Origin of the sequence: Streptomyces solitudinis, assembly GCF_036323765.1 — a bacterium.
In the GTDB taxonomy this organism is placed as follows: domain Bacteria; phylum Actinomycetota; class Actinomycetes; order Streptomycetales; family Streptomycetaceae; genus Streptomyces.
In genome coordinates this window covers 368,341-380,232 of record NZ_JAZDCW010000001.1, presented here as the reverse complement: position 1 = coordinate 380,232, position 11,892 = coordinate 368,341, and the positions used below count along the sequence as shown (strand labels likewise).

General features: G+C 77.0%; 8 protein-coding genes and 1 pseudogene. 2 read left to right on the top strand and 7 right to left on the bottom strand.

The annotated features are described in order from the left end of the window. The first annotated feature begins 26 nt into the window (after positions 1-26). Both V1J52_RS01460 and V1J52_RS01455 read left to right on the top strand, forming a co-directional pair. Positions 27-1,724: a PucR family transcriptional regulator gene (locus V1J52_RS01460; RefSeq protein WP_330138089.1), complete on the top strand. Its 1,698-nt coding sequence runs from the start codon at positions 27-29 to the stop codon at positions 1,722-1,724. Between the two features lie 44 nt (positions 1,725-1,768). Continuing rightward, positions 1,769-2,568 (top strand): annotated as a pseudogene (locus V1J52_RS01455) (IS5 family transposase). Positions 2,569-2,589: 21 nt separating this feature from the next. Here V1J52_RS01455 and V1J52_RS01450 read toward each other — a convergent pair. The 7 genes from V1J52_RS01450 to V1J52_RS01425 all read right to left on the bottom strand — a co-directional run bounded on the left by V1J52_RS01450 (position 2,590) and on the right by V1J52_RS01425 (position 11,877). Continuing rightward, on the bottom strand, positions 2,590-3,204 hold the full coding sequence (locus V1J52_RS01450) for an HAD family hydrolase (RefSeq protein ID WP_330137661.1): 615 nt from the start codon (positions 3,202-3,204) through the stop codon (positions 2,590-2,592). Between the two features lie 81 nt (positions 3,205-3,285). Further along, a complete protein-coding gene (idi, locus tag V1J52_RS26085; RefSeq protein WP_443075677.1) occupies positions 3,286-3,918 on the bottom strand; it encodes an isopentenyl-diphosphate Delta-isomerase in 633 nt (210 codons plus the stop codon). A gap of 320 nt (positions 3,919-4,238) precedes the next feature. Next, positions 4,239-6,002, bottom strand: a complete 1,764-nt coding sequence (locus tag V1J52_RS01445) for an ATP-binding cassette domain-containing protein (RefSeq protein WP_330137660.1) — start codon at positions 6,000-6,002, stop codon at positions 4,239-4,241. Next, a complete protein-coding gene (locus V1J52_RS01440; protein ID WP_330137659.1) occupies positions 5,999-7,774 on the bottom strand; it encodes an ABC transporter ATP-binding protein/permease in 1,776 nt (591 codons plus the stop codon). The genes V1J52_RS01445 and V1J52_RS01440 overlap by 4 nt, the downstream gene beginning before the upstream one ends. Further along, the gene (locus V1J52_RS01435) at positions 7,768-8,955 is read right to left on the bottom strand and encodes a SagB/ThcOx family dehydrogenase (protein ID WP_330137658.1); all 1,188 of its coding nucleotides are present in this window, start codon (positions 8,953-8,955) and stop codon (positions 7,768-7,770) included. Before V1J52_RS01435 ends, V1J52_RS01440 begins: the two co-directional genes overlap by 7 nt. 10 nt (positions 8,956-8,965) lie before the next feature. Further along, the gene (locus tag V1J52_RS01430; RefSeq protein WP_330137657.1) at positions 8,966-10,354 is read right to left on the bottom strand and encodes a YcaO-like family protein; all 1,389 of its coding nucleotides are present in this window, start codon (positions 10,352-10,354) and stop codon (positions 8,966-8,968) included. Continuing rightward, a complete protein-coding gene (locus tag V1J52_RS01425) occupies positions 10,351-11,877 on the bottom strand; it encodes a CocE/NonD family hydrolase (RefSeq protein WP_330137656.1) in 1,527 nt (508 codons plus the stop codon). Before V1J52_RS01425 ends, V1J52_RS01430 begins: the two co-directional genes overlap by 4 nt. Positions 11,878-11,892: the final 15 nt, after the last annotated feature.

Here is an 11,892-nt window from a genome sequence, read left to right as displayed (position 1 = left end):
CACGTGAGGGAACGGTGAGCGACGACATGCGGCTGCGCACACTGCTGGAGATGCCCTCACTGGGGCTGCGCCTGCTGGGCGGGGAACGGGAGCTGGACCGCGCGGTGCGCGCGGTGATGACGACCGACCTGCGCGATCCGAGCCGCTACCTCTCCGGTGGCGAGCTGGTCCTCACCGGCCTCGCCTGGCGGCGCGGCACGGACGCCGCGGGGGACGCGGACGCGTTCGTCGCCGTCCTGGCCGCCGCGGGCGTGGCGGGGCTGGCCGCCGGAGAGGCCGAGCTGGGCGCCGTGCCCGACGATCTGGTGGCCGCCTGCGCCCGGCACCGGATACCGCTGTTCGCCGTGGACGAGGACGTCGCCTTCGCCACGATCACCGAGCACGTGGTCCGGCAGGTCTCCGGCGAGCGCGCGGGCGACCTGGCCGCCGTCGTGGAGCGGCACCGGCGGCTGATGACGCCCGGCCCGTCGGGCGGCGGCCCCGACGTGGTGCTCGACCTGCTCGGTTCCGACCTGGACCTGCGGGCCTGGGTGCTGTCCCCCACCGGGCGGCAGATCGCCGGCGCCGGCCCCGGCTCCGACACGCCCGAGCTGCCCGCCGCCGTCCGCGCGCACCTGGCCGGGGAGCACCTGGCGGCGGTCCGCTCCGGGCGGCGCGGGCCGTACCGGGCGGCTCCCCCGCCCGGCGGCCGGGGCGCGTACTCCCTCTTCCCCGTGCGCGGCGAGGCCCGCGACGTGCGCACGACGCTGCTGTCGGACTGGCTCCTGGCCGTCGAGGCCGACACCGGTGACTGGCCCGCCGAGCGCGTCGGCCTGCTCCAGGGCGTCACCCAGCTCATCGCGGTGGAGCGCGACCGGCGCGACGCGGCGCGCGGGGTGCGGCGCAGGCTCGCCCAGGAGGTGCTGGAGCTGGTGCAGTCCGGCGCGCCGCCCGCCGAGGTCGCCGCCCGGCTGCGGGTCGCCGCCCCGGTGCTGCTGCCCGGGCTCGGCGCGGCGCCGCGCTGGCAGGTCGTGGTGGCCTCGGTCGAGTGGGCGGACGGCGGTGTGCCCGGCGGTCCGGCGGCGCAGGCCCTGCTGGAGGAGGCCCTCGTCGACCCCGGCGCGTCCGGCCCGGACCCGGCCGACCGGATCGCCGTCGCGCGCACCGGTGACGAGGCGGTGGCGCTCGTCCCGCTGCCCGCCGCCGAGGAGGCGACGGGGGACGCGGCGGCCGTCTCGGGGGCGGTCACCGGGCTGCACGCGGGCACGCTGCTGGAGGTGATCCGCCGCCCGCTGGCGCGCGGGCTCGCGGACGGCGGGCGGCTCACGCTGGGCGTGAGCGCCGCCGTGCACTCCGCCGAGGGGCTGCGCGGCGCGCTGGAGGAGGCCCGGCACGCCCGGCGCGTGGCGGCGGCCCGGCCGGGGCTGGTCTGCGCGGCCGGGCACGAGGAGCTGGCCTCGCACGTGCTGCTGCTGCCGTTCGTCCCCGACGACGTCCGCCGGGCGTTCACCGCGCGGCTGCTCGACCCGTTGCGCGACTACGACCGGCGGCACCGCGCGGAGCTGATGACCACGCTGCGGGCGTTCCTGGAATCCGACGGCTCCTGGACGCGCTGCGCCAGCCGGCTCCACCTGCACGTCAACACGCTGCGCTACCGGGTGGGCCGCATCGAGCAGCTGACCGGCCGCGACCTGTCCCGCCTGGAGGACAAGCTCGACTTCTTCCTGGCCCTGCGCATCAGCTAGGCCGTGTATCGAGAACGGATCTTGCGCGCTGAACCTTCGTGGGCATGGGGCGGGGAGATCTCACGGATGAGCAGTGGGCGTTGCTGGAGCCGTTGTTGCCGAAGCGGGCCGAGGCAGGACGACCACCCGCATGGCCTCGTCGGCGGCTGACCGACGGCATACGGTTTCGGGTTCGGACCGGTGTTCCGTGGCGAGACGTGCCCACCGAGTACGGGCCGTGGGGCCGGGCGTATGGCCTGTTCCGCCGCTGGCAGAGGGGCGGCACCTGGCACCGGATCTTCACCGCCCTCCAGGCCAGGGCGGATGCGAAGGACCTGGTCACCTGGGAGAGCAACGTCGACTCCACGATCGTGCGGACCCATCAGCACGCTGCCGGGGGCCGCAAAGGGGGAACCTTCGGAAGGAGCCGCCCGGTCGCGTTGCCGTCGAGCCGGATGATCACGGGCTCGGACGCTCGCGGAGCGGGCTGACCGCCAAGCTGCACTTGAATGCCGAGCAGGGGCAGAAACCCATGTCTATCGTGATCACCGCCGGGCGGCGGGGGGCTCCCCGCAGTTTGAGGCCGTCCTGGGCCGCATCAGGGTGCCCCGCCCAGGCTTGGGCAGGCCGCCGCACCCGGCCGAGGCGCGTGCGCGCGGACAAGGCGTACGCCTGCCGCAAGAAGCGCGGCTCGCGCGGTGGCCGTCCACCGATGTTCGACCCCGAGGACTACATGGCGAGGCACGCGGTTGAGTGCGGCATCAACCGTCTCAAAAGGCACCACGCAGTGGCCACGAGGTGCGACAAGCTCACGGTGCGTTACGAGGCGACCGTCCTCATCGCGGCCATCAGCGAGTGGCTGTGACAAGGGCGATGGAGAAGAATCTCAGCCATTTTCCACGAGCAGGCCCAGAGACACCTGCAATACGGTTTCGCGATCGACGCATGGCCAGCCACGCTCCCGGGCAACGGTAGCCATTTCCATGTCGGGCTCGAAAGCGGCAGGATAACCTACCACATTCAGGAGCTCGATGTCCGAGGCACTGTCACCGATGGCCAGCGAGCGGGACAGGTCAAGAGGAACGCGCTCGCGCAGCACTTGCAGGCAACGGAGTTTCTCTCCCGGATAACCTGGAGCACGTTCCAGACGCGCAAGGCAACGCCCCGCAGCGACAGCTACGCGAGCCCCGTAGCTGTACTGGATCCCGAGATCCGCCGCTGCCACCTCAACAGCTTCTTCCGGACTACCGGAGATCAGCACGGCTACGTACCCACGCCGCCGCAGTTCCTCCAGAAAAGGAACTACGAAATCAAACAGCTCAGGTCGGCTGACAGCCCATGCGCGACGAGATGCTGCTTTTAGCATCTCGTACGGTACCCCAGCCACGGCGGCAGCGTAGTGGGTATAAACCTGCTCCACCGTCGACTGGAAAAGCCTCGGCCCGCTACCCCCGAGCTTCGATCGCCGTAAGCGCCATAGCACCAGAGTCCCCGCCCGCACTCGGCAGCTCCCGCAATACCGCCGCACCTAGCGTCCCCGGATGCAAAGTGCCGTCGAGGTCGAGAACGGCCGCAGCCCCGCCTAGGCGGGGCATCGCAGCGGCGGGGGCAGATTGTGCGCGGAAGCGACCGGCCAGGCCCACGGGTCCGGACCCAGGCTGCGCAGTCTCTCGATGGTGAGCAAGCTCCATGGCGAGAGAGTTGTTTTCCCGTTATCGATTTCCCAGAGGACTCGCTCCCATGGAATCCATCGAAGAGCGTCGATCTCCTCGGGGCTCGGGTCGGGTGGCTGGGCTAGGCAGACCCGTACGGCTGGACCGACTTCGTTTTCCACGATGCCGTTGTCCATGACGGCTCGATAACGTACGGAGCCGAGTACCGGATCCATACGTTCAGCAGTGGTGCCGAGCTCGGCGGTCAAACGCCGTCGCACGGCACGCTCTAGTGACTCTCCCGGCAAGGGATGCCCGCAAAAGCTATTCGTCCATACTCCGGGCCAGGTGCTTTTCGTCAGTGCCCGGCGCGTCAGGAGAAAATGACGCTCTTCGTCGAATGCGTAGGCAGTAAATGCCAGGTGCAGCGGAGTTTCCTGGTGATGGGACTGATCTTTCGGGGCAGAGCCCACACTGTTCCAGTCCTCGTCCAGGAGTACGATGAGTTCGTCAGCAGATTGCGACACGGCGCTTCTCCGGGGGGCGGGAGGGGCTGATGGCATTGAGTACGGAGAAATCGGGACTCTGGTGCCCTACCTTCATTCCCTCCCGTCCACCTCACACCACCCTTCCGACCAGAATCACCCCGGCGCGCAGTAGAGCAAAAGCAGCTTCGAAGCCAGATGAGCAGGGCTGCGGCGGTTGCGGTACACAGGAAGACGCAGACCGGCGCAGGGTCCCTGTGATCACCTGCCGATGACCACGCCACCGGCCACAACGTCCGTTGCTGACCGGCGGGAACGGCCGCAGCTGTTCCCGCGCGGCACCCGTCACGTCACCCCGCCCCACTCCTGACACAACGAGCCGGCGGTCGTACGGCGGGTCAGGGGGCGCGGTCCAGCAGCCGGGACAGCGGGCCGTCGCGGGAGACCAGCTCCTCCCAGGTGCCCTCCTGCACGACGCGGCCCCCGTCGAGCACGGCGACGCGGTCGGCGCGGCGGATCGTCGCCGGGCGGTGCGCGATGACGACGGTCGTGCGGTGCTCCGCGCCGACGGCCAGCGCGGCGGCCAGCTCGGCCTCCCCCGCGGTGTCCAGATGGGCGGTGGACTCGTCCAGCACCAGCACCCGGGGGGCTGCCAGGACCGCGCGGGCCAGGGCGACGCGGGCACGCTGGCCGCCGGACAAAGTGGCGCCCCGCTCCCCCACCAGGCCCGCCAGCCCGTCCGGCAGCCCGGCGGCGACGCGGTCGACGCCGCACAGCCGGGCGGCGGCGGCCACCTCCGCGTCGCTCGCGTCCGGCGCGGCCAGGCGGAGGTTGTCGGCGAGGGTGCCGTGGAAGAGCGGGGTGTCCTGGCCGACGACGGCGACGGCGCGGCGCAGGTCGGCGTCCGCCAGCTCCCGCAGGTCCACCGGCTCCCCGTCGCGCGGCAGCAGTTCGACGGCGCCGGACTGCGGGTCCCAGAAGCGGGCGAGGAGGTGGGCGCAGGTCGTTTTGCCCGCCCCGGAGGCACCCACGAGGGCGAGCGTCCGCCCGGCGGGGACGGTGAGGGTGAGGCCGTCGAGCACCGGGGCGCCGCCGTAGCCGAAGCGGATGCCGCGCAGCCGCAGCCCGAGCGGCCCGGCGGGCAGCGGCCGGGGGGCGGCCGGGGGCGGGGCGAGCGCGGGCGCGTGGACGCCGTCGGCGACGCGGGCGGCGGCGGCGCGCAGCGAGGCTGCCTGGGCGAGGGCCCGCGCTGCCTCGGCCACCGGCGCGAGCACGGCCAGGGCGAGCGCGGCGGCCGCGGGCGTCCAGGGGCCGGTGAGGTGACCGGCGGCGTGGGCGGCCGCCGTCACGGCGACGACACCGAGTACGGCCGCCACCACGGCCGCGTCCCGCAGCGACCCCGCGACGGCCTCCCATCCGGCCTCGGCCCGCTGGGCGGCTCCCAGCTCCCCGCCGCGCCGGGCCAGCAGTTCCCGGCGCCGGGGCAGGGCGCCGCAGGCCAGCAGCTCGCGCAGCCCGTCGACGGTGTCCACGGTGTCGGCCGACAGGCGGGCGGCGGCGGCCCGGCTGCGGGCGCCGCGCACGGCGCGGGCCCGGCCCTCCAGCAGCGCGGCGCCGGGCAGCAGCAGCGCGGGGGGCACGACGGCGGCGAGCAGCCAGGGCTCCACGGTGCCCAGGACGGCGCCGCCCGCCGTGAACACGGTGGTGGCGGCCACGACCTGCGCGGTGGTGTGGGCGTAGAAGAACTCCAGCGCCTCCACGTCGGCCATGGCGGTGGCGGCCAGGTCGCCGCTGCGCCGTCCGGCCACCTTCGCCGGTGCGCTGCGGGCGAGTCCGTCGAAGACGCGGACCCGCAGCACGGCCAGGACGCGGTAGGCGAGGTCGTGCGAGAGGTCCATCTCGCGCCAGGTGGCCACGGCCCGGACGGCGACGAGGGCGACGAGGACGGCGACCGTTCCCGGGGCGGGGGCGCGGCTCTCCCACAGCGCGGCGCCGACGGTGTGGGCAGCCAGCGTCACCAGCGCCGCGAGCGCCGCGTGTTCGGCGAGCGCGGCGGCGGTGGTGCGCAGCGCCATGGCGCGGTGGGTGGCGAGGGCGGGCAGCAGGGCGCGCAGTGCCCCGCGCGGCGGCGCGGTGGGGGCGGGGGCCGTGGTCGGCGTCATGCGACGAGTTCGCTTCCCTGGGTGGTCCTGGTGGCGGTGTCCGCGGTGCTCGCGGTGGTGTCCGAGGCGGCGACGAGCGCCGCGTAGAGGGGGGAGGTGCGCAGCAGCGTGGCGTGGTCGCCGCTGGCCGCCACCCGGCCGCCGTCCAGCACGACGATGCGGTCGGCGTGGCGCACGGCGTCGAGCCGGTGGGCGACGACCAGGCACGTGCGCCCGCGGACGGCGGCCGCCAGGTCGCGGGTGATGCGGGCCTCGCGGCGCTCGTCCACGGCGCTGGTGGCCTCGTCCAGGAGGAGGACGGGGGCGTCGGCGAGCAGGGCGCGAGCCAGGGCCAGGCGCTGGCGCTGGCCGCCGGAGAGGGTCGCGCCGCGTTCGCCGAGCACGGTGGCGTATCCGGCGGGCAGCGCGGTGATCTCGTCGTGGACGCCGGCGGTGCGGGCGGCGGCCTCCAGCGCGGCGTCGTCGGCGTCCGGCCGGGCCAGGCGCAGGTTGTCGGCGACGGTGGCGTGGAAGAGGTAGGTGTCCTGGGAGACGACGGCGACGCCCCGGCGCAGGGAATCCAGCGCGTAGTGGTCCACGGGCCGGTCGTCCAGGAGCACCCGCCCCTGCTGGGGGGCGTACCGCCGCAGCACCAGGGCGAGCAGGGTGGACTTGCCCGCGCCCGAGGGACCGACGACCGCCGTGGTGCGGCCGGCCTCCGCGGTGAGGGTGACACCGTCCAGCGCGGGGCGGGCGGCGCCCGGGTGGCGGAAGCGGACGTCCTCGAAGCGGACGGCGGGCGCGGCGGGCCAGCGGGCGGGCGCGGTGCCGGTGTCGGCGTCCGGCGGGCGGGCGGTGCGCAGGGCGGCGAGCCCGTCGGCGGCCGAGGCGCCCAGGTACCCGGCGTGCCACTCCCGGGCCAGGTCGCGCACCGGTCGGAAGCACTCGGAGGCCAGGAACAGCAGGAGGTAGGTGCCGGTGGCGGCCGTCGCCCCGGTGGTGGCCGACCAGCAGGCGAGCAGCGCCGCGGCCACCGTGCCGCCCTGCACGGCGAGGTCGGTGAGCGCGGTGTCCACCAGCGACACCCGCAGCTTGGCGACGGTCACCCGGTGCAGGGCGGCCGACCGCCGTTCCAGGCGGGCGTGGGTGCGGCCGACGGCCCCCGCGGCGCGCAGCGCGGGCATGCCCTGGAGGGCCTCCAGGTAGTCGGCGCCCAGCGCCTCGAAGGTGTCCCAGTGCTCGGCGCCCCGGCGGGCGACCAGCCGGTCGAAGGCGCGCGGTCCGAGGAGGGCGAGCAGCAGCGCGGGGACGAGGACGAGCAGCGCGTACGGCTGCACCGCGGCCACGGCGGCGAGCAGCAGCGGCGGCGTGGCGCAGGTGACCAGGAGCTGCGGGAGGTAGCGGCAGACGTAGGCGTCCACGCCCTCCACTCCGTCCACGAGCGTCGTGCGCACCGCGCCGGCCCGGGACTCGGTGAGGTGGGCCGGGCCGAGGGCGCCGAGGCGCACCAGGAGCGCGTCGCGCAGCCGGATCCGGACCAGCGCTCCCGCACGGGCGGCGGTGCGCCGCTGCCACCACGTCAGGACGGCCCGCAGGGCGACGACGGCGAGGACGGCGGCGAGCAGCGGGGCGAGCTGCCCGGTGTCGCCCCGGGCGACGGCGGCCAGCGCGAGTGCCAGCAGCGCGGCCTGGGCGAGGTGGGTGAGGGCGACGGCGCCGAGCAGCACGGTGGCGGCCAGCAGCGGACGCGGCGCGCGGCGGGCGGCGGCACGCAGCTCGGGGTGGATCAGCACGGGGACGGCTCCTGCCGTTCGGCGGGGTGGGGCGGGTCGGGGCGGGACAGGGCGAGGCCGTGGACCACCCAGTCGCGGCCCCGGGCCCGCCCGAGCGCGGCGCCGAGGTCGGCCCGCTGCCAGGAGCCGACCGGGCGGGCGCGCAGCCCGTGGCGGGCGGCGGTCCACTGGGCGAGGCCGACGGCGAGTCCGGCGCTCAGGTGGGCGCGGCGGATGCGGGCCGGTCCGGCGCCGTCGGGGCAGCCGTAGCCCAGCACGACGGCACCGGCCCCGGCGATCCAGCCCTGTCCGGCCGCCCAGGCGGCGAGGGTGGGGCGGGCCTCTCCCGTGGCCAGGCGGCGCAGCCCGCCGCCGGGCGCGGTGGCGACGAGGCCGGGGAGGGGCCCGCCGACGGCCGCGCACCAGGACAGTGCGGGGCCGCAGGCCCGTTCGGCCGCGGCCAGGACGGCGGCGAGCGCGGTCTCGTCCGGCGCGCCGGACAGCGGCGGTGGCGCGCTGCGGCGGCCGAGGAGTTCCCCGGGGGCGGGGGCTCCTGCGGCGTCGCCGCCCTGGGCCCGCCCGGCGGCCGGGTGGCCCGGCGGCGGCAGCCGGAGGGCGGCGAGCGGGCGTCCGGCGCGGCCGTCCAGCGTCACCTCCGCGCCGGGGGCGCCCAGCGCGGCGGCGGCCAGCCACAGCGCGGCGGCGGCGTGCCCGGCGTCCAGGAGCAGCAGCGGCCAGGCCCGGTGCCCGTACCGGGCCTCGGTGCGCCGGGCGGTGACGGTCAGTTCCACGCGGACGCCGGGCGCGGTGCCGTGCGGCGCCGCGCCCAGCCGGTGGACGCGGTGGCGCAGCGGGTCGTAGCCGTACCGTCCGGGCGGCAGCGGGGCGCCGGAGCCGACGGTCACGGTGGCGTCGACCGGGTGGCAGGCGCCCGCCGAGGGGGCGGGGCGCAGCCGCCCGCGGGGGTCGCGGGCGTCGCGGGCGGCCAGCGAGAGCCGCAGCAGCGCCGCGAGGGCGGCCTCGTGCGGCCGGGCCTCGGGCACGGGCACGCCCGGTCCGGGCCAGGGCGGTACCGGCGGCCCGGGTGCGGTGGCGGGGCCGGGGACCTCGTTGGTGCGGGCGCGGGCGAGCGCGTCGGGCAGTCCGGCGGCGAGCGCGTCGGGCAGCGCCTCGGCGGGGGCGGCGGGGGCGGTGGGGATCACGGGCCCGGCCTCACATGTGGGGCGGCGGGGCGAGGGTGAAGTCGTCCGGCGCGGTGGGCGTCTCGCCGCGCCAGCCCCGGGCGAGCGCGGCGTCGCCGAACCGCGGGCAGCCGAAGTAGCCGAAGGCGGCGGGCGCGTTGGGTATCAGCCCGCTCACCAGGACGCGGGCCACCCGCAGCGGGGTCTCGGCGACGTCCTCGGTGGTGAGGTCGGCCGTGACGACGCGGTGGCCGCCCGCGCGCAGCGCCCGCTCCAGGCGTTCCCGGCTGCCGGCGGGCACCGCGTCGATGCCGGTGGTGCCGAGCGCGGGCGCGGTGAAGCGGCGGGCCTCGGCGGCCATGCGCGGGTCCAGCCAGACCTGGACGTGCGCGCCGAGGTCGCGCACGGCGGCGAAGTCGGGGCCGCAGGCGTCGAGGTAGCGGCCGTCGGGGCGGTGGTCGAGGTAGAGGCCGCGGGCCAGCAGCCCGGCCTCGACGGCCCTGAAGACCCAGCCGTCGGCGCCGGTGAGCCCCTGGGTGAACACCCAGGTGTGCACGGCTTCGAGGACGGCCTTGCGCGCGGCCTCGGCCGGGTCGTACCGGCAGGCGAACCCGGCGGCGTACAGGCCGCGTCCGGCGTCGTGGACGAGGGCCGCCATGCAGGGGGCGAACTCGGAGGGCAGTTCGGTGAGCCACACCCGCAGTCCGGAGCCGGCCAGGTCGTCACGGAGCCCGGGCACGCTGTCGGGGTCGATGCCGCGCGCCGGGCCGTCCAGGTGCCACCACAGCTCCAGCGCGTCGCGTTCGACGACCTCCAGCAGGCCGCGTTCGACGGCGTCGTCCAGCCCCTGCCCGGTGGCGATGCCCGCGTAGTTGAGGTGGTGCGTGCGCGGCAGGGCGCGCAGCTCGCCCTGGCGCCAGTTGAGGTGGGTGAGCGCGACGGGCGCCCAGCACTCGGTGGTGGTGCCGTCCGGCAGGTGTTCGGTGCCGCGCGTCCACAGCGCGGGCGTGTCGTCGGCCAGCGGGCGGTAGGGGAAGCGGGCGCGCGCGTACTGCCACGGGGCGTAGCGCGGCAGGTCGGCGTGGCCCAGGTGGCGCAGCCCCTCGGCGCTCAGCTCGGCCAGGGTCGCGGCCACGGGGGCGTCCGGGTGCCCGGGCGGGGGGACGCGGTTGCCGCAGTACCGTTCGACGGCCTCGGCGACGGCCGCGGTCCTGGCGCCGTCCGGATCGCCGAAGGTGGTGCCGAGGGCGACCCGGTCGGCGGGCCAGGCGCCGAGCCGCCGCGCGTCGGCCACCTCCGCCGTCAGGGCGGTGTAGCGGGGCGGTGTGCCGCTCGGGCAGGAGACGGGCTCCACCGCGCGGACGATGCCGCACACCGGGTCCACGAGGGCGTCGAGCGGAAGGACCGGCGGGCTGGTCATCGGCAGATCTCCTGTCGGGGGTCGACGGCGTCGGCGGGGCGGCACGCGGGGACGGCGGGCAGCAGCAGGGCGCTGTGCGCGGGGTGGACGGTGCGCCGGGAGGGGCGGGGGACGGCGGCGGTGACGGGGTCGGCGCCGGTGTGCGGGTTGCGGGCGTGGGCCGGGAAGTGGTGTCCGGCGATCTCCAGCCGCAGCCGCGTCCCGGCGGGCAGCCGCAGGGCGAGGAAGCCGAGGGGAACGGTGGTGTCCCCGGCGCGTCCGGGCACCTCGGCGCGGCGGACGACGCCGGTGGCCAGGTGCCGGGCCGTGCCCGCCGGGGTGAGCGCGGTCAGCCGGGCGACCCAGTCGGCCGCGGGGGTGTCGGCGGTGGCGCGCAGCCGCACGGCGGCGGCGCCCAGCAGGTCCAGGGGACGGTCCAGCGGCGGGCCCGCGAGCAGACAGCGGTCGGCGGCCCGGTGGCCCGGCCCGTCCGGGACGGGCACACGCAGGTCGTCGGAGCGGACGGGCCGGGCCGGGTGGGCGGTGAACGTGGCGCCGCTCAGCAGCCGCAGGCCCCCGCGGCGGCCGAAGGGCCACCGCGCGCACGCGCGGGCCCCGGGGACGGGGAGCCACAGCGGGCTGCCGCCGAGCCCGACCGCGCCGTGCGGGGCCGCCGCCAGGCGTCCCTCCAGCGCGGCGCGCGCCCACGCGGCGTAGAGGGGGCCCAGTGGCAGGCGGTGCGCGGCGGTGGCGTCCGGCCCGGGCGCGGCTGTCAGCCCGTGCCCCCAGGGGCCCAGGAGCAGCCGGGCGGCGGGGGCGCCCCAGGCGCGCCACAGGGCGAGCGTCTGGGCCAGGAAGGGGTCGTGGGTGCCGCCGACGGCGAGCAGCGGCACGTTCGAGCCGGGCGCCAGGCGCAGCAGGCGGCCGCGGTCGCCGGTCCGCCACAGCGCGGGCCAGGACGGCAGGGGGCGGCCGAATCTGCGGGGCAGCTCCTCGACGGGCAGGTGGCCGAGCGCGTCCGGGTCGGTGGCCAGGACGGCGGCGAGCGCCCGCTCGTCGCTGTCGGGGCGGTCGCCGTGCGCGGCCCACCAGCCCGCGCGGGCCAGGAGCCGTTCGGGACCGCTCGCCTCCCGTGCGGTGTCGGCGGCGCCGAGGGCGGGCACCGCGGCCAGGACGGCGTCCGGTGCCGCGTCCTCCTCCTCCCGCACGGCCGGGTCGAGGGCGAGGACGAGCGCGCAGTGCGCCGCGTAGGAGGCCCCGGCGGCGAGCAGCCGTCCGTCGCTCCAGGACCGCGCGCGGACCCAGCGGGCGGTGGCGGCCCCGTCGGCGGCCTCCTGCCGGTAGGGGTGCCAGCGCCCCGCCGAGCCGTACCGGCCGCGGACGTCCTGGGCGAGGGCGGCGAAGCCCCGGCGGGCCCAGCCGCGCAGTTCGGCCCGGTGCCGGGTGCGGTCGTAGGGGGTGCGGACGAGGACGGCCGGGTGCGGTCCCGGGCCCGCGGGCAGGCACAGGTCGGTGGCCAGCGGCGTGCCGTCCGGTGCGGGCACGTACGCGGTGGTGAC